This is a genomic window from Eubacterium ruminantium (assembly GCF_900167085.1).
GTDB classification, from domain to species: Bacteria; Bacillota; Clostridia; order Lachnospirales; family Lachnospiraceae; genus Eubacterium_Q; species Eubacterium_Q ruminantium.
In genome coordinates this window covers 187,926-209,616 of record NZ_FUXA01000003.1, presented here as the reverse complement: position 1 = coordinate 209,616, position 21,691 = coordinate 187,926, and the positions used below count along the sequence as shown (strand labels likewise).

Sequence of the window (21,691 nt, the reverse complement as noted above, 5' to 3'; positions counted from 1 at the left end):
TAAATTCATTATTATAGAGACCGGAGGAGAATATCTGACACAGTATACTTTAAGCCATTTTTAAATAAAAAGAGCAATTAAATGTTTGTTATGTAGTTACGAAAGGCAGGTTTAAAATGATTCAGGACATATATCCAAGCAGACTTTACAATGAGTTTCATAAGTATGAGATAAGTGATAATGATTATCTGCTCATGTTTAATGAAGAAGGAAAGATACTTCTGGGAAAGAAGGAAAATGAAGTCATTTTTCCATGTAAAGCGGATATGTGTCATATAAATGATCATAACTCTACTGAAAGTAATTCGGATAAAGAAAGTGTAGTTTATCTTTTCTCTTTGGATGATAAGAGATTCTTCCTTGCAACATCTGATATTGAAATTGCTAAAAAAAATTATTCTTATTATACAATGAGAGAAGTCAGAGATGTATTCTCCGGAAAAGAAGTTTTTGCCGTATTTACAGCATTTCATTTATGGAAATGGTATCGTGATAATATTTATTGCGGTAAATGTAAAGGAAAACTTGTATTTCATGATAAGGAAAGAGCTCTTGCATGTCCGGATTGTGGTAATGTCATCTATCCAAGAATCAATCCTGCTGTAATAGTTGGAGTTATAAAAGATGATAGTTTACTTATAACTAAGTATCGAAGAGGATATGCTCATAGCGCACTTGTGGCAGGCTTTACAGAGATAGGCGAAACTCTTGAGGAAACAGTCATTCGTGAAGTTATGGAGGAGACCGGTGTAAAGATCAAGAATATTAGATATTATAAGTCCCAGCCTTGGGGCATGGCACAGGATATTCTGGTTGGCTTTTATTGCGAGGCAGAGGAAGATTCAGTAATCCACATGGATGAAAATGAACTAAAATATGCTGAGTGGGTAAAGAGAGAGGATATAATTCTCCAGCCTAATAATCTTAGTCTTACAAATGAAATGATGAGAATGTTCAAAGAAAATAAAATATAAAAAAGCATCCGTTTGTAATCTGCTTATCAAAACAGTTTACAGACGGATGTTTTATTTTATGATTACATATAGATCGTTGTATGTAAAAGTACTATTGTTGCACCGATAAGTAAAATACCTGCGACAACGCCAAGTGCTTGATTCTTCTTATTAACTCCGGATTTCTTTGATACGATGATAAGAAGAAGAGCTCCTACGATATATGCTCCGAAGCATATAAGTTTTAAAATAGCAGAAGTCTTAGTCATGCCATCGATAAAAATATACGATGATCTTGAAGTAGGAATATTAAGTCCCGAAGCTGATAACTGAGCAAGCTCAGAACTTAATTCATCCTGGAGTTTTGAATCTAATTTACGAACTTTACCTTTTACGATGACATCCTTTTCTGATAATGAATCTTCATCAAAATTTTCATCGAATGATTTTGATTCTCTGATCAATAAAAGGGTAGCACGATCATCACAGATGGCTCCATAGTAATGTTCGGTTCCGATAGGGATAAAGTTTATTGTGTGCTTATTTGTACCTATCTTAGCGCCAAAATGAATAGTAACTTCAACATAATCGCCTTCATTAAGTGTGGCACCGCTGAGTGGATTGTATTCTTTAGCTTTGCCCATTTTTGTAAGATCGATTATGGCAGATGCAAGTATAAAGATTGCAAGGGCACCGATAAGAATTCCGGCTATTATAGATGCAGCCTTATTATTTTTCTTTTTTGGTGATGGTGAGTTAACCTGCTGGGCAGGTGCATTGTACATGCCCTGATTCATTGGGTTCATGCTCTGGTTCATTGGGTTTGATTCCTGATTCATTGGATCAGACCCCTGATTCATGTTGTAGTCCATTATTTTAACCTCCTTAATATCCGGTATCAGCTTAGCTGTGCTTAAAAGATAAATTAGCTATGACAGCTGTGCTGGCAGCATGAAATGTATTATAGCACATATTTTTGATAAATAAATATACAAATAATAATTTTTATCTATATAATAAAAGCAATATTAGATAAGGAAATAGCAATTTTTAGCAAGAAATTTTTTTTATTTTTTAAGAAAATATATGTAAGATCATATCATGATATGAATTGATCGTGTCGAGAATTATAACAAATATGAAAGGGGTTAAAAATGAGAAAGAACGAAAGAAAACCTTTGGTTACAAATATTTATACAGCAGATCCATCTGCACATGTATTTGATGGAAAGATATACATCTATCCTTCACATGATTTTGATTGGGATTGTCCTGAAGATGATGACGGAGAACAGTATAAGATGGAGGACTATCATATACTTTCTATGGATAATCTTGACAGCAAATGTGTAGATAACGGTGTTGCTCTTCACGAGAAAGATGTTCCTTGGGTAGGAAGACAGCTTTGGGCTCCTGATGCAGTTAAGGTTAATGGCAAGTATTATCTTGTATTCCCTGCAAAGGATAAAGATGAAATCTTCCGTATCGGTGTTGCTGAATCTGATTCACCTGTTGGACCATTTAAGCCACAGGAAAATTATATCCAGGGAAGTTATAGTATAGATCCTGCGGTTCTTCTTGATGATGATGGAAGAATTTACTGCTACAATGGTGGTCTCTGGGGAGGTCAGCTTGAGATGTGGCAGTCAGGAAAGTTCAATCCTGATGAGAGAAGACCTGAAGGAAAAGATAAGTCTCTCGGACCTCTTTTCGCTGAATTTACTCAGGATATGACAGCATTCAAAGAAGCTCCAAAGATGATTGAGATTCTTGATGAGAACGGTGATCCAATCACAGCAGGAGATGAGGACAGAAGATATTTCGAAGATCCTTGGATGCATAAGTTCAACGGAAAGTATTATCTTTCATACTCAACAGGTACAACACATTACCTTGTATATGCAGAAGGTGATAATCCTGCAGGTCCTTTCACATATAAGGGAAGAATCATGGAGCCTGTTATTGGATGGACAACGCATCATTCAATCGTTCAGATCGATGGTGATTGGTATCTCTTCTATCATGATGCTGAGCTTTCAAAGGGTATTTCACACAAGAGATGTGTTAAGTACACAAAGCTTACAATAAATGAAGATGGTACAATCGAAACAATTATTCCTTATGATCATGAGAAATAATAACTGAGATTTTTCAGGCTATACAAAAAGAAGCTTCATCAAATTATGGTGAGGCTTCTTTTTTTATCGTGAAGTTAATATTTACAAATAAATACAAATCAGCAACAGGCAAAACGCTTCCAAAAGGTACGGTTATTCTTGAAGTTGGAACAATGCTTATGAAACATATTATGGTTGTAGGAGATTTGAAGAAGTTATATACTGATTAATATAAAAGTTACAGGGTTCGATTAAGCCGGATATTTAAGAAAGAACCTGGCTGATTATAATGATATCCTGGCAGGTAGGGTTTCAATTTAAATATATTTCAAGGGGAAATCAAAATTGGAAATGAAGGATTATGATTCATCTATATATGAAAAAATGTCCGTGGCAGTGGACCTTCTCGTATTTACTATAGAGAATAACAGGTTGAAATGTCTTGTTGTAGAAAGAGAAGAAGAACCGTTCGCGGGAATGGTTGCCCTTCCGGGAGTATTTGTTGGAATAGATGAAACCTTAGAAGAAGCGACTATTAGGGGAATAAAAGAAGAAACAGGACTTGAAGGAATTTATTTCGAACAATTATATACATTCGGAGCCGTGAAGAGAGATCCAAGAATGAGAATCATTTCAGTTTCATATATGGCGCTTGTTCCTTTTGAAAAGCTGAAATTTAAGGCGGGAGCAAGATCGACGGATGCATTTCTTATTGATGTTGATGAACTTCTTGCAGAAGATAGTGATAAAAAGGGCATAAGAAATGATTTTGCTTTTGATCATAAGGATATTTTGACATATGCAAGGCAGAGACTGAAGAATAAGGTCATTTATTCTAAAGTCGCATTTCATCTTGTGCCAAAGGAATTTACTCTTCCTGAGCTTCAGAAGGTTTATGAGATACTTTTAGGCAGGAGATTATATAAGGCAAATTTCAGGAAGAAGATAGGGCCTTATATAGAAGAAACAGATAAAATGACAAGCGGCGAAGCTCATAGGCCGAGCAGGTTATACAGAATCCAAGATTAAGTGTAGATACAAGGGTGAAAAAGGCAGGATTTATGCCTGTGTTAAGGGATTTTCGGAGCCTTGCCAGCCTTGACAATTTATATAGAAAATTTTAATATGTTGTATTGAGTATAGATAAAATTTGTACGACTAATTTTGAAACGAGGTTTAGGGAAATGAGTAAGATCATACTTACGGGAGACAGACCGACAGGAAGACTTCATTTAGGACATTATGTTGGTTCTTTAAAGAGACGTGTTGAATTACAGAACAGTGGTGAATATGACAAGATATTTATAATGATAGCAGACGCTCAGGCGCTTACAGATAACTTTGATAATCCGGGAAAGATCAGAGATAATATAATCGAAGTTGCACTTGATTATCTTTCATGCGGACTTGATCCATCGAAGGTTAATATTTTCATTCAGTCAGCGCTTACAGAGTTAACAGAACTTACATTTTATTATATGAATCTTGTTACTGTATCAAGACTTGAAAGAAATCCGACTGTTAAATCTGAAATTCAGATGAGAAAATTTGAAGCAAGTATTCCTGCAGGATTCTTTACATATCCTGTCAGCCAGACCTCAGATATTACAGCTTTTAAAGCTACAACAGTTCCTGTAGGTGAAGATCAGCTTCCTATGATCGAACAGGCAAGAGAAATCGTTAGAAAGTTCAATGCTACATACGGAGAAGTACTTGTTGAGCCACAGGCTCTGATCCCTGAAAATTCTATATGTTCAAGACTTCCGGGAACAGACGGAAAGGCTAAGATGAGTAAGTCTCTCGGTAACTGTATTTATTTATCTGATTCAGCAGAAGAAGTTAAGAAGAAAGTTATGAGTATGTATACCGATCCTGATCATATCCAGATTTCCGATCCGGGTAAAATTGAAGGAAACGCAGTATTTACTTATCTTGATGCTTTTGCCAAGGATTCTGATTTTGCAGAATTCTGTCCTGATTACAAGAATCTCGATGAGATGAAAGATCATTATAAGAGAGGCGGACTCGGAGACGTTAAGTGCAAGAAGCTTCTTCTTAATATTATCAATAGAGAACTTGATCCAATCAGAGCAAAGAGAAAAGAACTTGAAAAGGATATTCCTGCAATCTATGACATTCTTCGTAAGGGTACCGAAGAAGCAAAGAAAGAAGCAGCTAAAACTCTTGCTGAAGTAAGAGCGGCTATGAAGATTAATTACTTCGAGGATAAAGAACTTATAAGATCACAGCAGGAAAAGTTCAACTCAGGAAAATAATTTACTTACATATTTAAAATGTAAATGAATGTGTATGTAAAAAAAATATATAAATATACAATTAAATAAAGAAAATAGCAGTGATATCAAACGCATGATCGGAAGGGGACAAGTTTTAGTAAATTTAGTAAAATGACAAAATGTTTACCAAAGTGTCTTAATATTTATTTAAGAAGTTTGCTTTTAACGTGACAAAAAATATATTTTTGTATAGAATGTGATTTGAAATTCGGACTGGAATTTATTTAGTTCGGTTTAGGGTATTATTTAGGGATAGAAGGTGAAAAAAGTGAATGTAGCTCAGGCTGTTAAGAAATATAAGCTGGAGCCGGTCATACCTGCGGCAAAGTCTGCTTATTGCAGTCGTTTTGCATGTGATGATGTACATTATAAGCTTGAAACCAAGAGCAAGATGTATTACATAATCAGTAATGGACCGCAATATTTTCTTTATAGAGTAGATAAAATGTTCGGCAAGAAAGATTTATGGCACGAGCCGGTAATCGAACCGCTTTCAAGCGTTTAAGAGCTTGCAATATAAAAATCCGTATTCAGAAGAATACGGATTTTTTATGTTTATTGAATTAGTATAATTTACCATCGTAGAACTGGAGAAGAAGGTCGGTCACTCTGTCATAATTAGCAAGTCCGTCTTTTACATCATAATAATCAAGATATGATTCGGTAAATTTATTACTTGCTTCCGAAACGGTTTTTGTATCGATAACAGCTTCTTTTTCAACTTTCTCTGTAGCGCTTTCTGTAAGGAAGTCGCTGTCTCTTGAAGCATTTTCGCTTATAGGAATCTGTTTTTCATAATGAGCTTTATCTACATTTTTGTAATATTCGTTATCTACATAATGCAGAACGCTTAAATATGCTGAATATTGAAAATACAGATCTTCAGAACCAAGACATGCAAGATATGCTATGAAATTAGCTTCATCCTCCTGCATATAACCCTTAAGATGGGAATATTCATGGCAGAAGGTAGCTGGAAAATTCAACTTGCTCATCAAAGGATTATAATTTGATTCAAGGGAGAATGGGAAGAATATACCCATTGTTCCGGCTTGAGACATAAGAACGGAATGTCTGATAGGTTTCATGTTAGGATAATATCCGGCTAATCTTGGGAAATCATATTCCTTCGACACTCTGTGCATAGAAGCTTTTGCTTCCTTGGTTATGTCTTTTACCGATGTATTATAGATTATCTCGCCTTTTTCATCTCTATTAAACTTCTCGGAATAATCATTACACTGTTCAACTATATAATTTCTAAGAATTTCCAACTGTTCAACACTATAGTTCTTATCATTTTTCTTTACTTCAAGTTCTGAACATCCATAAGGGATGGAGCAGTTAAGTATCATAATAAGACATACTGATAAGAAGATCATGAAAAATGATTTGAAAAATACTCGGTTGATCTTCGCAAATATAGGATTTTTTCTGAGGAAGATCATTAATATAAGCATTATCACAACTGCCAACAGGATTGGAACTACAAGTGAAAGTAGAACTTCACCAAATGAAAATGAAAAAAGATTTGTAAATCTTCCGTATGTATTTAAGAATATAGGAAGAACTTTTGCTGTAAATGCGTTACAAAATGCTGTTGATTTGATCATTATACTGAATATAAAGATGAGGAAGATCAGAACAGCAACAGTGACCCAATACGGAGTGATAAGAGGTTTTATAAATTCTTTGAAAGGAACTCTGTGGCGTTTTCTTGCATTCTTGTTATCGCTCTTTCCGTCTTTTTTTTCATCCGCCTCGGTAGTTTTCTTGCCGGTTCCAGCATTATCATTTTTATCAACTTTTTCATCGCCGGTTTTAGGATTGTTCTTATTTTCAAGATTTGATACAGCTTTATTTGCAGCATCAAGCTTATTTGAAATACGATTATTATTTGAGACTCTCATTAGTTGTTTTCTTCCTTCCGGTATTATTTGCACGATATTTAGATAATAACATAAATCGGAATAAAAAAGTATATTTTATAAAAATATCTGTTGACAACTTATGAACATATGAATATACTTACATATGAATAGATTAACCATATGTTATCTGTTCAAAAAAGTTGGATTATATATTAAAAGTATAAATTTAGATCTATGGAGGGAAAATATGGAGAAGGAACAGAAGGAAAAGTTAACTCATGAGGAACTTGTGAAAAAAGTTTTGGATAATCAGCCAGACGATGAATATTTATATGATCTGTCTGAGCTTTTCAAGATCTTCGGTGACTCAACAAGAATAAAAATCTTATATTCAATGTTCGATACAGAGCTAAATGTAGGAGATATGGCAAAGATTCTTAACCTCAGTCAGTCTTCGGTAAGTCATCAGCTTAGAATACTCAAGGATTCAAAACTGGTTAAATTCAGAAGAGAAGGAAAGAGTATTTATTATTCGCTGGATGATGAACATGTAAGAACAATACTTAGTCTCGGTATGGAGCATGTTGAAGAGTAAGTCGATCAATAAAGCAAGGTTATAAGTGAAGGTCAGATATATCAGTAAAACAGACTGGTATAAATCAATAGATGTATAGTGAAATACAGCAATTAGCTGAGATGAATTATGTAAACAAAAATCAAAATAAAGGAGAAAAAGATATGAAGAAGACATATAAGGTAGAAGTTGATTGTGCAGCATGTGCTGAGAAGATGCAGGAAGCTATAAAGAATACTAAGGGAGTAAAGGATGCTTCTCTTAGTTTCATGACTCTTAAATGTAAGGTTGAATTTGAAGAGGGCGCAGATCCGGCAGAAGTTATGCAGGAAGCAAGAAAGAATTGTAAGAAGATAGAGGATGATATGGATATCATTCTGGATTAAGGAATAAAATATGAATAGCTTTAGTTTAAATAAGAAACAAAAGAAAAATCTATATAGAGTTATTATTGCATTTATTATAGTAGCAACTCTCATGATCATAGAACATCTGACAGATATTGATATGCCGTTTTTTGTATCATTTCCGTTATATTTTGCGGCATATCTGATCGTCGGATATGATGTACTGATCAAATCATTTAAAGGCATAAAGAATGGACAGATATTTGATGAGAATTTCCTTATGGCTGTTGCGACTATTGGTGCTATGGTTCTCGGCGAATATGAAGAAGGCGTAGCCGTTATGCTTTTCTATCAGATTGGGGAACTTTTCCAGAGTATCGCAGTTGGAAAGAGTCGTCAGAATATCATCGGCCTTATGGATATAAGACCTGACAGTGCAAATCTTATAAATGAAGATGGAAGTGTCGAGGTTGTAGATCCTGATGATGTTGAGATCGGTTCGATCATTATGATTAATCCGGGTGAGAAGATTCCTATAGACGGAATCATCGTGGAAGGAAGAAGCAGTGTTGATACTGCTGCATTAACCGGAGAGTCTGTTCCGAGAAGTGTAAATGAAGGTGATGAAGTTATCAGCGGATGTATCAACACTTCCGGAATGATAAAGGTAAAGACCACCAAAGAATTTGGCGAGTCTACTGTTTCGAAGATACTTGATCTTGTTGAGAATTCAAGTATGAAAAAAGCTAAAGCAGAGAATTTTATTTCAAAATTTGCAAAATATTATACACCTATAGTATGCTATAGTGCGTTAGGTTTGGCTTTACTTCCACCTGTTATAAGACTTATAATGGGTTACGGTCCAATGTGGAATAACTGGATATTCCGTGCGCTTACATTTCTTGTAATAAGTTGTCCATGTGCGGTAGTCATTTCCATACCTTTAAGTTTCTTTGGAGGTATCGGATGTGCATCGTCAAAAGGTATCCTTGTAAAAGGTGCCAATTATCTGGAAGCGCTTGCTGACGCGAAAACTATAGTATTTGATAAGACAGGTACTCTTACAAAGGGAGTATTTGAAGTTACAGCTGTATATCCTGAAAAGGGTATGAGTAAGGAAGAATTATTGAAATACGCAGCATATACTGAGATTTCATCAAGTCATCCGATAAGTGTCAGCCTGAAGAAAGCATATGGAAATGAGCTTAGTTATGATGAAGTAGAAGATATAGAAGAGATATCAGGACATGGTGTTTCTGCGGAGGTTTTCGGCAGAAGAATTCTTGTTGGAAATGAGAATCTGATGAACCGAAGCAATATTGTTATAAGCAGTATCCATGATGAAGGAACTGTATGTTATATTGCAGTAGATGGAATATATGCAGGATGCATCGTGATATCAGACTACTTAAAAGAATCGGCTAAAGAAGCCATTGCTGATCTTAAGAGTGCCGGAATAAAAACTGTTATGCTTACAGGGGATTCTGAAAAAGCCGCAACACGTATCGCTAAGGAAGTAGGAGTAGACAGATTCTGCAGTGAACTTCTTCCGGGGGATAAGGTTGCTGAAGTAGAGAAGATGCTTGAAGGCATGAATGGAAAAGAAAAACTCGCATTTTGCGGTGATGGAATAAATGATGCACCTGTTCTTATGAGAGCGGATATTGGAATTGCTATGGGGGGACTTGGATCGGATGCTGCGATAGAAGCAGCGGATATAGTTCTTATGGATGACGATCCGGCCAAAATTTCCCTTGCAAAACGTATTTCATCAAAGACATTATCAATAGTAAGGCAGAATATAGTATTTGCAATCGGGGTTAAATTAATATGTCTTTTGCTTGGAGCAGTAGGAATCGCAAATATGTGGATTGCGATATTTGCAGATGTAGGAGTTATGATACTTGCTGTTCTTAATGCCACAAGAGCTCTTCGAATAAAATAATTTTTAAAATATACAATTTTTTTGGAGTTAGGATCGTCATATACATGAAAGGTACAAAATACCTAATATATGACAAGGATGGAAATGTGGCATGAAAGTAAGAAAGATATTACTCGGAAGCATGATCATCATGAGTGCATTCGCCGGAAGAAATGCATATGCTAAGGAGAGCGGGACAAATAATACAACAAATAAGAACATCAGCATTGATAGTTTTGGAAATGATTTTTCGGTGTTGAATGATTCATCTGAAGTAACAACCGGTGAAAATACTGGGGAAAATACGGAAGTTACTTATGAAGAAGGTACAACAGAAGAGCCGGAACCTGAAGTTATTATTCCTGAGCGTCAGTTTGTTGAAAATCCCAATATAAAAATATCGGGTGAAAGATCATTTATATTTATCGGTGACAGTTATCAGTATGGAGTTTTAGGGGCTGACAGGTCTTATTCATGGCTTGATTATCTGATCCGTAATCATAGAAATGAGATAAAAGATTTATATAGAAATGAAGTCGGCGGATATGGTTTCGCCATAAACGGACATAAGTATATAACACTTCTTAAACAGCTTGAGCCTGTTGTAAAGAAGCCTAAGGCGATAACAGATATTGTAACTATTTCCGGGTATAATGATAGATGTGATATTGATCTCATTTATGCAAATATGAGAAGCTATGTGAATTACATTAGAAAGACTTATCCAAATGCCAGAATCTGGGTATTTCCGGTTGAATGGACAGAAACTGAGGGTAAGATGGAAAGCATTATCAAGGCACAGAATGAGATCATAAGAAGTGCAAAGAAGCTTAATATTCTTGTTTGTACGGATAATAATGAAGTGCTTAAGAGCGGAAAATTCTGTAGTGACGGATTCCATCCGAATGTAGATGGTCAGATAGCGCTTGAGAGATTATTTGTTAAAGCACTTGGATTTAATGCTAAGAAAAATTCAAAGAGTAATCCGCCGAATGGTCTTACATATATTGAAAGAATCGATAAGAACGGACTTGCTTATTATATTGAGGGAATCTTCAACGGTAAATATACGGGAGGAAGTACTTATAAAGGAACTCAGTATTATGTAATAAATGGACTTGTAGATTATTCATATACAGGTGTCGTTAAGGACAAAACTTCAAACAAATATATTTGCGTAGTAAAGGGTAAAGTTTCAAAAACTGCAACAGGTCTTTACAAAGGAACGGTCAATAAAAAAAGCGGCTGGTGGTATTGTAAGAATGGCAGTGTCAATCTTAAATACACAGGACTGGCTAAAAATGAAAATGGCTGGTGGTATTGTAAGAACGGAAAAGTAGATTTTAACTATGAAGGGGTTGCTAAAAATGAATACGGCTGGTGGTACTGTAAGGGCGGAAAGGTAGACTTTAGCTATACAGGGCTCGGTCAGAATGAATACGGTTGGTGGTACTGTAAAGGCGGAAAAGTTGATTTTAGCTATAAGGGAATTGCTAAGAATGAATACGGTTGGTGGTACTGTAAGGGCGGAAAGGTAGATTTTAGCTATACAGGCCTTGGCCAGAATGAAAATGGCTGGTGGTATTGTAAAGGCGGAAAAGTTGATTTTAACTATACAGGAATTGCTAAGAATGAAAATGGCTGGTGGTACTGCAGGAACGGAAAGTTAGACTTCAGCTATACAGGCCTTGGTCAGAATGAAAATGGCTGGTGGTACTGCAAGAACGGTAAGGTTGATTTCAGTTTTGTAGGTCCGGTAAAACGTGAATCTGTATGGTGGTACTGTATAGGTGGAAAAGTAAGATTTGATTTTAACGGAACAATCAAATATAAGGGCCTTCCGTTTAAGGTATCAGGCGGTAAGATTGTTTTCTAAAAACATAAATAAAAGAGATAGACATTGGAGGGGTCACACCTCACATTTGAATCTATCTCTTTTTTTATGCTTATATAATTTGATTATTTAGTGTTCTGAACCGGTATTTGAAAGAGTTACCGGTAAATGAAAGAGTTACCGGTAATTGAAATCTGTTTTGTATCAGTCACAGATGACCGGTTAATGAAACCGGATCACTAAATCTGCTCAAGAGCCTGCTTAACATCAGCAATGATATCTTCAACATTTTCAATACCTACAGATAATCTGATAAGATCAGGTCCTACTCCTGCAGCTACAAGTTCTTCGTCAGTAAGCTGTCTGTGAGTAGATGATGCAGGATGAAGTACGCATGTATGAGCATCAGCAACATGTGTAGCGATCATACCGAGCTTTAAGTTCTTCATAAATACTTCTGCAGCTGCACGTCCGCCCTTTACACCAAAGGAGATAACACCACAGCTTCCGTTTGGAAGATATTTCTTAGCTCTTTCATAGTATTTATTACCAGGAAGTCCCGGATAGTTAACCCATGAAACCTTATCATTTGAATTAAGGAACTCAGCAACCTTTTCTGCATTTCTGCAATGTCTTTCTATACGAAGAGGAAGAGATTCGAGACCGAGATTAAGGATGTAAGCATTCATAGGTGCCTGAACCGATCCAAGGTCACGCATAAGCTGAGCTGTACATTTTGTAATGAAAGCTCCTTCTTTTCCGAATCTCTCTGCATATGTGATTCCGTGATATGATTCATCAGGAGTTGTAAGTCCAGGGAATTTATCTGCATGAGCCATCCAATCAAATTTACCTGAATCTACGATACATCCACCAACTGTAGCATCATGTCCATCCATGTATTTTGTTGTTGAATGAACTACGATATCAGCACCCCACTCAAATGGACGGCAGTTGATAGGAGTAGCAAATGTATTATCAACGATAAGAGGAACTCCATGTTTATGAGCTGCATTTGCAAATCTTTCGATATCAAAAACTATAAGTGCCGGATTGGCGATTGTTTCACCGAAAACAGCTTTTGTATTAGGCTTAAATGCTGCCTCAAGTTCTTCATCTGAACAATCAGGATCAACAAAAGTAAAATCGATTCCCATCTTTCTCATAGTTACATTGAAAAGATTGAATGTTCCACCGTAGATAGTAGAAGATGCAACGATATGATCGCCGCAGCCGGCAATGTTAAATGTTGAGAAGAATGAAGCGGCCTGACCAGAACCTGTAAGCATAGCAGCTGTACCGCCTTCGAGAGCAGCAATCTTAGCAGCTACATTATCGCATGTAGGATTCTGAAGTCTTGAATAGAAATATCCGCTTGCTTCGAGGTCGAATAATTTACCCATATCCTCACTTGTATCATATTTGAATGTTGTACTCTGAACGATTGGCAGAAGTCTTGATTCGCCATTTTTTGGTGCGTATCCAGCATGAATGCTGAGTGTTTCTCTTTCCATCATATACCTCCTGATATAAATAATTCTTATTTTAAACAACAAGGCTTGTTTTGCTCCAATGGCTCATGTTGCCTTGAAAAATATAATCTAACCTTGGTTATTATACATTATGGTTTGATATAAGCACAAGTTATAAATATAATAGCGTTATCTGTATTAACTATAGCCGGCAAAAAGATTTTCTTATAACGAATACAAATGACATAGGGGAAATCTGGGATAGGAATTAATGGAAATAATTATCATTTTCTATTATAATTATATATGGAGAAATTAAAATGTGTATGGCTCTGTGACATTGATCGCGGAAGGTTGGAGGGGTATATGGATGTAGTAATGAAAAAGATTGGTATAAGTATGGGGATTTATATGAGTCTTATCATGAGTTTCTTTTTGGCGCTTACGGGAATGGGGGCTTCAGGTCATTTTAATATTCCGGGATTTATAGTCAGTTTCCTGGTAAGTTTCATGATCTCGCTTGTCATAAGCTTTCTCGTTCCGATGGGAAAGGTTAATAAGTCTCTTGAAATGAAGCATAACCTTAGGCCGGGCGCACTGAAGACTAGAGGGATAGAAGCTCTTGTTTCTAATCTAATATATACACCGATCCTTACTCTTTGCATGGTGACTCTTGCTTATTTTAAAGCAAAAAATGCAAGCGGTAACGGAGAGGGGATTCCTTTTATTCCGGCATTTTTAAAGTCGTTAGGGCTTTGCTTTATTGTTGGATATATTCTTATTTTTATATTTCAGGATCTGATTATGAAACATCTTTTTAAAAAGTATAAGATCAATCCGGGAACGGGTACTAAGCAGGGCGAATAGATTTTATAGCGCTCTTCTTGACATATTCCGGTATGAATACTAATATATTAGTAGCTTTTTGATGTAGTATTGAAAACTACATGTAATATTTTTTCATACTACTTACGTAATAGGAGATATAAAATGACAGAGTTGGAACTGATCCCTGAAGAGGGTGTAGCCGGAAAATATATATCAACGGCACTTGATGAAAATGGTGTGCTTCAGAAGATAGATTTTCATAACAATGAGCACTTTAATTTTGCTTATGATGTAGTTGATGTTTTGGGTAAGAAATGTCCTGCAAAAACAGCAATGCTTCATATTTCGAAGGATGGAAGAGAGAGACGTATCACATTTAAAGATATGATGGAATATTCATCTCGTACAGCAAACTATTTTCAGTATTTGGGAATTAAGAAGGGTGACAGAGTACTTGTAGTGCTTAAAAGACATTATCAGTTTTGGTTCACTGTTTTGGCTCTTCATAAGATAGGTGCGATCATTATTCCTGCATCATATCTTCTTGTTAAGAAGGATTTTGAATATAGATTCAGAGCGGCAAGAGTCGATGCAGTTGTCTCGACTTCAGACGGCGATGTTGCAAGAGAGATAGATAAAGCCTGCAGAAGTTATGACGGAATCAAGGCTAAGGTTCTTGTTGGCGGTATTAAGGCAGGATGGAACAGCTACAACAGAGAAATCAAATATTTCGCTAAAGAATATACAAGACCTGCAAATTCAGCAGGCGGAGAAGATCCGATGCTTATGTTCTTCACATCGGGAACAACATCTTATCCGAAGATTGCCGCACATACATTTAATTATCCTTTAGGACATTTCATTACAGCAAAATACTGGCACCAGGTTGATCCGGAAGGTCTTCATCTTGCTATAAGCGATACAGGATGGGGCAAGGCCATGTGGGGAAAATTATATGGACAGTGGCTGTGTGAAGCTCCGATATTTACATATGATTATGATGAGTTCTTCGCAAAGGAAATTCTGGCTATGCTGGAGAAGTACAAGATAACAACTTTCTGTGCACCTCCTACTGTTTATAGAGTTCTCGTTCATACAGATCTTGCCGGTTACAATCTGTCGTGTCTTAAGAATGCCACAACAGCCGGCGAAGCACTTAATTCGGAAATATACAATAAATTCTACAAAGCCACAGGGCTTAAGATAATGGAAGGATTCGGACAGACTGAGACAACACTTACAGTCGGAACCTTAAAGGGTGTTGAGCCTAGACCGGGGTCAATGGGTAAGGCAAGTCCTCAGTATGATATTTCGATAGTTAAACCGGATGGAACACCATGTGATATTGGTGAAGTAGGAGAGATTGTTGTCAAAACTTCGGACAAAACTCCGATAGGTCTTTTCATGGGATATTATCTCGATGATGAAAAGACAGCTAAAGTATGGCATAATGGTTATTATCATACAGGTGATACAGCTTATATGGACAAAGATAACTATTTATGGTATGTTGGTAGGGTTGACGACTTGATCAAGTCTGCGGGATTCAGAATCGGACCGTTTGAAATTGAAAGTGAGATTATGAAACTTCCGTATGTTTTAGAGTGTGCGGTGACCTCAGTTCCTGATAAGATAAGAGGTCAGGCGATTAAAGCATCCATTGTTTTAATAGATGGAATCGAAGCTACAGATCAGCTTAGAAAAGAGACGATGAAATTTTTAAGAAGCGCTCTGGCATCATACAAGAGGCCTAAGATAGTTGATTTTGTCAAAACACTGCCGAAGACTTCCAGTGGAAAAGTTCGACGTGCAGAGATTAAAGAGAACGATTGGAATAAGGAAGATAATAAAGATGGAAAAGATGAATAATGGTAAAATAGTCATTACAGGTATGGGTGCTGTGACTCCAATAGGAATCGGTGTTGAAGAGTACTGGAAAGCCCTTGTTGAAGGAAAGACAGGAGTTGCAGAAATCGATAGATTCGATACAACAAACCTTCCTGTTAAGATTGCTGCAATGGTTAAAGATTTCGATGCGGCTAAGTATATGGACAAGAAAATTGCAAGAGAGATGGAACCATTTATGCAGTATGGCTATGTTGCTGCTGATGAAGCACTTCGTGACGCAGGTATAGATCCTTCTTCAGAAGAGCCTGTAATAGCTCCTGAAAGAATCGGTATCGTATTCGGATCTGTATTTGCCGGTATTACAAATGTTGCCGCTACTCAGGAAGGCTTAACAAGCGGAGAACATACTAAGACTAACCCACGTTTCATCACAAAGATCATTGGAAATATAGGTGCAGCTCAGATAGCTATAGCTAAGGGACTTCACGGACCAAGTTATACTGTTTCAACTGCATGTTCATCAGGACTTGATACTGTATCAATGGGCGCTATGCTCATCAAAGAAGATCTTGCGGATGCAGTTATCTGTGTAGGTGGAGAGGCTGCAACATGTCCTCTTACAATTCTCGGACTTTCGGGAACACATGCTCTTTCACAGAGAAATGATGATCCTGCAACAGCCAGCCGTCCATTTGATGCCGGAAGAAATGGTTTCGTTATGGGCGAAGGCGGTGGAGCAATCATCATCGAGAAAGAAGAGATAGCTAAGAAGAGAAATGCAAAGATACATGCTGAACTTGCCGGATATGCAAATAGCACAGACGGTTTCCATGTAACAAGTCCTCATCCGGAAGGAATCGGAGCTATCTTCTGTATGGAACATTCACTTAAGACAGCCGGTCTTAAGCCTGAAGATATTGATTATATCAATGCTCACGGAACATCAACACCGAAGGGTGATGTTATCGAAGTTAAAGCTATTAAAACTCTTTTCAAAGATCATGCATATAAGCTTGCTGTTTCTTCAACAAAGGGAGCAACAGGACACCTTATGGGTGCAGGCGGAGTAACAGAGACAATAGCATGCGTTAAGGCTGTTGAAGAAGATATACTTCCACCAACACTTAATCAGATCGAGAAAGATCCTGAATGCGATCTTGATTTTGTTCCAAATGAAAGCAGAAAGAGTACTGTAAATGTTGCAATGTGTAATGCATTTGGTTTCGGCGGACAGAACGCAAGTCTTATAATCAAGAAATATAATGCATAAACTGTAGTGGTCAATAAGATATATAAATTAGATACATAAATAAGACAAAAAACAAAAAGAAAGACTGTACCAATATCTATATAAAGTGGTATGGTCTTTCTTTTTATACAACATTGTGTTGTTTTTATGAAATAGTTGACAAAACGTTCTATGTAATTATAATAGGTGATAGTTAAATTTTTTTAAATAAATTATTTTAAATAAAAAGTTTTAACTATTAATTCAATGCAAACACAGAAAAGGAGAAAAGAAGATGTTTGAAGAAGTAAAGAGCGTTATCATTGATGTTTTAGGAGTTAGCGAGGACGAAGTTACACCAGAAGCTAGTCTTACAGACGATCTCGGAGCTGATTCTCTTGATGCAGTAGAAATCGGAAACAGCATTGAGGAAAAGACAGGTGTTGCTATTTCTGATGAAGATCTTCCAACACTTAAGACAGTTCAGGACATCGTTGACTACGTTGAGTCACACAAATAATTGATGTTAATAAACGCAAACATGGAGTGGTAAAATGGGAATATTTGGTAAAAGCAAGATCGATGAGAGATTTTCGGATTCTGATAGATCCAGAAGAACTGTCAGAAGTAGAATTAAGAGTAGGATAATACATAATAACGGAACTGGTAATATCAATCTCGAGGACGCTATGAACCAGGTAAGCCTTGAACCTGAAAAGTATACTCCAGAGGTTGTTTCTGATGCTGATAAAGAGGTATCGGTTACATGCAGCGGATGTAATGAGGAGATTCCGATCACTTTGATGAGACGGAATCTCTATGTATGTCCGAAGTGTGGTAAGCACCTTAAGATATCGGCTAAAAGAAGAATGAGAAACATTGTAGACCCTGGTACTTTCAGAAGGCTTAAGTGTAGTGTTCCTTTTGTGAATCCACTTGATTATCCTGAGTATGATGAAAAGATCAGCCAGCTTAAAGATAAGACAGGACTCGATGAAGGAGTTCTTTCAGGCGTTGGTGAGATCGAAGGTGAGAAAGCTGTTATTGCTGTCATGGGTAGTGAATTCCTCATGGGTAGTATGGGAATAGCAGTTGGTGAAATGATTACAAATTCATTTGAAGTTGCAGATAAGTTAAAGCTTCCGTTAATTATATTTACAGCCAGCGGTGGTGCCAGAATGCAGGAAGGTATCCTTTCTCTTATGCAGATGGCAAAGACAAGTGCAGCGGCTAAGAAATTCAGTGAACACGGCGGACTTTATATATCATGTCTTACACATCCTACAACTGGTGGTGTAAGTGCAAGTTTTGCAACACTTGCAGATATAACACTTGCGGAGCCGGGAGCGCTTATCGGTTTTGCAGGTCCTAGAGTTATCGAACAGACAATTGGGCAGAAGCTTCCGGAAGGCTTCCAGCGTGCAGAATATCTTGAAACACATGGTTTTATTGACCAGATAGTTGACAGAAAAGATATGAGAGAAGTATTGGCACATATCTTACGTCTGCATGACAAGAAAAGGAGGTCAAAATGATAAGAGATATAGATGAGAAGCTTACAGAGATAGAAAATGCGCTTAATGAAGAGGCAGATGTTTCAAAGGTCTCTGAACTTAAGAAGGAGCTTAAGGTTCTTCAGGCTCAGGCCGGAACACTTAGTGCTCATGACAGAGTTTATCTTGCCAGACATAGAAAAAGACCAAAGGTCGATGATTATATAAATGCCATTTTCGATGATTTCTTTGAAGAAAAAGGAGATTATCTTGGAAAAGAAGATAAGAGTATATATGGCGGTATAGCATTATTTCATGATATGCCGGTAACTGTTATCGGACACAGAAAAGGCAGAAATATCACAGAGAGTATGGAATTCAATTTCGGTATGCCTGAACCTGAAGGTTATCGTAAAGCGCTTCGTATGATGAAGCAGGCCGAGAAGTTCGGCAGACCGATTATTACATTTATAGATACACCCGGCGCATATCCGGGACTTGAGGCTGAAGAGCATGGACAGAGTCAGGCAATCGCCAGCAACCTTGCTGAAATGAGCGTTCTTAAAGTTCCTGTAATTGCTATTGTTACAGGCGAAGGAAGTAGTGGTGGTGCCCTTGCTCTTGGTGTAGCCAATAAAGTATATATGCTTGAAAATGCAATCTATTCGGTATTATCACCTGAAGGATTCGCATCAATTCTTTGGAAAGATTCAGCAAGAAGCGCTGAGGCATGCGAGCTTATGAAGCTTACAGCTCAGGATCTTCACAGATTTGGAGTAATAGACGGAATCATAAATGAGCCACCTTGCGGTGCCCATCATGATCCGGATAAAGTATATCAGGCAATAGACCGTATGCTTACTTCCGAATTAAATAAGCTGAAGAAACTTTCGGTTTCTGATATTGCAAAACAGAGATATGAGAAGTTTAGAAATATAGACAAAGTTGTGCTTAACGAAGCAGATAAATAATGGAGAATAATAATATGTTAAATGAGATGCTTGGCATTAAATACCCTATAATCCAGGGTGGTATGGCTAATATAGCAACAGGAAAGTTTGCTGCAGCAGTTTCTAATGCAGGCGGACTTGGACTTATTGCAACAGGCGGACTTGATGCAGCGAAACTTGAGAAAGAGATCGCTGATGCAAGAAAGTCAACAGATAAGCCTTTCGGTGTAAATCTCATGCTCATGAATCCTGATGCAGATAACATTGCAGACCTTCTTTACAGAGAGAAGATCAGCGTTATTACAACAGGTGCGGGTATGCCGGGTAAATATATGGATAAATGGAAAGAAGCCGGTGCAAAGGTTATGCCTGTAGTTGCTTCAACTGCTCTTGCTGAAAGAGTTGAGAAGCAGGGCGCTGATGCAGTTATAGCTGAAGGTGGAGAAAGCGGCGGACATGTTGGAGATATGACAACTATGGCGCTTGTTCCACAGGTTATCGACAGTGTTAATATTCCTGTTATTGCAGCAGGTGGTATCGCTGATGGAAGACAGTTTGCGGCAGCTCTTTCACTTGGAGCAATCGGTATTCAGATCGGAACATGTCTTCTTGTAAGTGAAGAGTGTCCTATCCATGATAATTACAAGCAGGCACTTATTAAGGCAAAGGATAATTCTACAGTAGTTACAGGTCGTTCTCTTGATGCACCTGTAAGAATACTTAAGAATAAAATGGCAAGAGACTATCTTAAGCTTGAAAAGAATGCAGCTTCAAGGGATGAACTTGAACAGATCACTCTTGGTGGTCTCAGACGTGCCGTATTTGATGGTGATATGAATACAGGATCTGTAATGACAGGTCAGGTTTGCGGCCAGTTAAAAGAGATAAAGACAGTAGCTGAGATTCTTGACGGACTTATGGACGGAGCAAGAAAAGAACTGGACAGACTTAAGAATATCAGTCTTTAATTAATCAGAAAATCAGAGGAATATATATGAAGTTAGGATTTTTATATGCAGGACAGGGAAGTCAGGCAGTCGGCATGGGAAGCGATCTTTATGAAAAATATCCTGAATTTAAGGAAGTTATGGATAATGTAAAGCTTTCCTTTGATGTAAAAGATATTTGCTTCAACGGACCTGCAGAAGTTCTTAATGAAACAAAATATACACAGCCTTGTATGGTTGCATTTGCTGTAGGTGTTACAAAGATACTTGCAGAGAGAGGTATTAAGCCTGATATGGCTGCAGGACTCAGTCTTGGAGAGTATTCGGCATTAAATGCTGCAGGAGTTTTATCTGATGAGCAGGTTGTTGAACTTGTTGCATTCAGAGGACAGTCAATGCAGGAAGCTGTTTCCGGAAGAGATTGCAAGATGATCGCAGTTCTTGGCCTGGAAAGAGACAAGATATATGAAGGATGCAAGCTAGTTGCAGAAGAATTCAAGGATAAAGAATTTGGAGTAGCTGAACCTGCTAACTTTAACTGCCCTGGACAGATAACAGTATCAGGTGATGCTGAAGCTGTTGACAGAGCTGCAGAAGTATTTAAAGAACTCGGCGCTAAAAGATGTGTAGCTGTTAAGGTAAGCGGACCTTTCCATACATCTCTTATGAAGCCGGCAGGAGATAAGCTTCGCGAAAGATTCAAGAGTGAAAAGTTTGGCGAGATGCAGGTTCCTGTAATATTCAATGCTCTTGGAACAGAGAAGCCTGCTGATATGACTATCGAAGAGCTTCTTGAGAAGCAGGTACAGAGCAGCGTATTCTTCGAAGATACTATTAAATATATGTCTGAAAACGGTGTTGATACATTTGTAGAGATCGGTCCGGGAAAAACACTTTCAAAGTTTGTTGCAAAGACTGTTCCGGGTGCGGTTTGTTACAATGTAGAGAAGGCAGAGGATGTTGATGCGCTTATTTCAGCGCTTAAGTAATTCGTTGAAAGGACTTTAA

21 protein-coding genes are annotated in these 21,691 nt (G+C 37.3%); 18 read left to right on the top strand and 3 right to left on the bottom strand.

Features of this window, described 5'->3' with window-relative positions; genetic code table 11:
• The first annotated feature begins 116 nt into the window (after positions 1-116).
• On the top strand, positions 117-974 hold the full coding sequence (gene nudC, locus B5D25_RS00950; RefSeq protein ID WP_078785869.1) for an NAD(+) diphosphatase: 858 nt from the start codon (positions 117-119) through the stop codon (positions 972-974).
• A 62-nt stretch (positions 975-1,036) separates the two neighbouring features.
• Here the strand turns inward: nudC and B5D25_RS00945 are convergent, their stop codons facing one another.
• Positions 1,037-1,825, bottom strand: coding sequence for a hypothetical protein (locus B5D25_RS00945; RefSeq protein ID WP_078785868.1), 789 nt, complete (start codon positions 1,823-1,825; stop codon positions 1,037-1,039).
• Between the two features lie 282 nt (positions 1,826-2,107).
• On the opposite strand from B5D25_RS00945, the gene B5D25_RS00940 reads away from it, so the two are divergent.
• From B5D25_RS00940 to B5D25_RS00925, 5 genes are all read left to right on the top strand, one after another.
• The gene (locus B5D25_RS00940) at positions 2,108-3,091 is read left to right on the top strand and encodes a glycoside hydrolase family 43 protein (protein ID WP_078785867.1); all 984 of its coding nucleotides are present in this window, start codon (positions 2,108-2,110) and stop codon (positions 3,089-3,091) included.
• 68 nt (positions 3,092-3,159) lie between these two features.
• Entirely contained in the window at positions 3,160-3,300 is a 141-nt protein-coding gene (locus B5D25_RS12800; protein ID WP_159444041.1) for a hypothetical protein, read from the top strand.
• Between the two features lie 121 nt (positions 3,301-3,421).
• A complete protein-coding gene (locus tag B5D25_RS00935) occupies positions 3,422-4,099 on the top strand; it encodes an NUDIX hydrolase (RefSeq protein WP_173472333.1) in 678 nt (225 codons plus the stop codon).
• Between the two features lie 155 nt (positions 4,100-4,254).
• The gene (trpS, locus tag B5D25_RS00930) at positions 4,255-5,346 is read left to right on the top strand and encodes a tryptophan--tRNA ligase (RefSeq protein WP_078785865.1); all 1,092 of its coding nucleotides are present in this window, start codon (positions 4,255-4,257) and stop codon (positions 5,344-5,346) included.
• A gap of 289 nt (positions 5,347-5,635) precedes the next feature.
• Positions 5,636-5,872: a hypothetical protein gene (locus B5D25_RS00925; protein ID WP_078785864.1), complete on the top strand. Its 237-nt coding sequence runs from the start codon at positions 5,636-5,638 to the stop codon at positions 5,870-5,872.
• 58 nt (positions 5,873-5,930) lie between these two features.
• Here the strand turns inward: B5D25_RS00925 and B5D25_RS00920 are convergent, their stop codons facing one another.
• Entirely contained in the window at positions 5,931-7,277 is a 1,347-nt protein-coding gene (locus B5D25_RS00920) for a DUF3810 domain-containing protein (protein ID WP_078785863.1), read from the bottom strand.
• A 208-nt stretch (positions 7,278-7,485) separates the two neighbouring features.
• Between B5D25_RS00920 and B5D25_RS00915 the strand changes: the two genes are divergently transcribed.
• The 4 genes from B5D25_RS00915 to B5D25_RS00900 all read left to right on the top strand — a co-directional run bounded on the left by B5D25_RS00915 (position 7,486) and on the right by B5D25_RS00900 (position 11,959).
• Entirely contained in the window at positions 7,486-7,833 is a 348-nt protein-coding gene (locus B5D25_RS00915; protein WP_078785862.1) for an ArsR/SmtB family transcription factor, read from the top strand.
• A 143-nt stretch (positions 7,834-7,976) separates the two neighbouring features.
• The gene (locus tag B5D25_RS00910; protein ID WP_078785861.1) at positions 7,977-8,198 is read left to right on the top strand and encodes a cation transporter; all 222 of its coding nucleotides are present in this window, start codon (positions 7,977-7,979) and stop codon (positions 8,196-8,198) included.
• Between the two features lie 10 nt (positions 8,199-8,208).
• The gene (locus tag B5D25_RS00905; protein ID WP_078785860.1) at positions 8,209-10,104 is read left to right on the top strand and encodes a heavy metal translocating P-type ATPase; all 1,896 of its coding nucleotides are present in this window, start codon (positions 8,209-8,211) and stop codon (positions 10,102-10,104) included.
• A 91-nt stretch (positions 10,105-10,195) separates the two neighbouring features.
• Entirely contained in the window at positions 10,196-11,959 is a 1,764-nt protein-coding gene (locus B5D25_RS00900) for an SGNH/GDSL hydrolase family protein (protein ID WP_078785859.1), read from the top strand.
• A gap of 197 nt (positions 11,960-12,156) precedes the next feature.
• On the opposite strand, the gene B5D25_RS00895 is transcribed toward B5D25_RS00900, so the two are convergent.
• Positions 12,157-13,431, bottom strand: a complete 1,275-nt coding sequence (locus B5D25_RS00895; RefSeq protein ID WP_078785858.1) for an O-acetylhomoserine aminocarboxypropyltransferase/cysteine synthase family protein — start codon at positions 13,429-13,431, stop codon at positions 12,157-12,159.
• Positions 13,432-13,755: 324 nt separating this feature from the next.
• Here B5D25_RS00895 and B5D25_RS00890 point away from each other — a divergent pair, with 324 nt between their 5' ends.
• The 8 genes from B5D25_RS00890 to fabD all read left to right on the top strand — a co-directional run bounded on the left by B5D25_RS00890 (position 13,756) and on the right by fabD (position 21,672).
• Positions 13,756-14,256 (top strand): hypothetical protein, encoded by a 501-nt coding sequence (locus tag B5D25_RS00890; RefSeq protein WP_078785857.1) that lies wholly within the window; start codon positions 13,756-13,758, stop codon positions 14,254-14,256.
• A gap of 123 nt (positions 14,257-14,379) precedes the next feature.
• Positions 14,380-16,086, top strand: a complete 1,707-nt coding sequence (locus B5D25_RS00885; RefSeq protein ID WP_078785856.1) for an AMP-binding protein — start codon at positions 14,380-14,382, stop codon at positions 16,084-16,086.
• Positions 16,070-17,335: a beta-ketoacyl-ACP synthase II gene (gene fabF, locus B5D25_RS00880; RefSeq protein WP_078785855.1), complete on the top strand. Its 1,266-nt coding sequence runs from the start codon at positions 16,070-16,072 to the stop codon at positions 17,333-17,335. Before B5D25_RS00885 ends, fabF begins: the two co-directional genes overlap by 17 nt.
• A gap of 253 nt (positions 17,336-17,588) precedes the next feature.
• Complete coding sequence (gene acpP, locus B5D25_RS00875; RefSeq protein ID WP_078785854.1) at positions 17,589-17,813, top strand: acyl carrier protein; 225 nt, start codon at positions 17,589-17,591, stop codon at positions 17,811-17,813.
• A gap of 34 nt (positions 17,814-17,847) precedes the next feature.
• Positions 17,848-18,828 (top strand): acetyl-CoA carboxylase, carboxyltransferase subunit beta, encoded by a 981-nt coding sequence (accD, locus tag B5D25_RS00870; protein WP_242870146.1) that lies wholly within the window; start codon positions 17,848-17,850, stop codon positions 18,826-18,828.
• A complete protein-coding gene (locus B5D25_RS00865; protein WP_078785853.1) occupies positions 18,825-19,757 on the top strand; it encodes an acetyl-CoA carboxylase carboxyltransferase subunit alpha in 933 nt (310 codons plus the stop codon). Before accD ends, B5D25_RS00865 begins: the two co-directional genes overlap by 4 nt.
• Positions 19,757-20,704: a nitronate monooxygenase gene (locus B5D25_RS00860; protein WP_242870147.1), complete on the top strand. Its 948-nt coding sequence runs from the start codon at positions 19,757-19,759 to the stop codon at positions 20,702-20,704. Before B5D25_RS00865 ends, B5D25_RS00860 begins: the two co-directional genes overlap by 1 nt.
• Positions 20,705-20,730: 26 nt before the next feature.
• Positions 20,731-21,672, top strand: coding sequence for an ACP S-malonyltransferase (fabD, locus tag B5D25_RS00855; protein WP_078785852.1), 942 nt, complete (start codon positions 20,731-20,733; stop codon positions 21,670-21,672).
• Positions 21,673-21,691 lie beyond the last annotated feature (19 nt).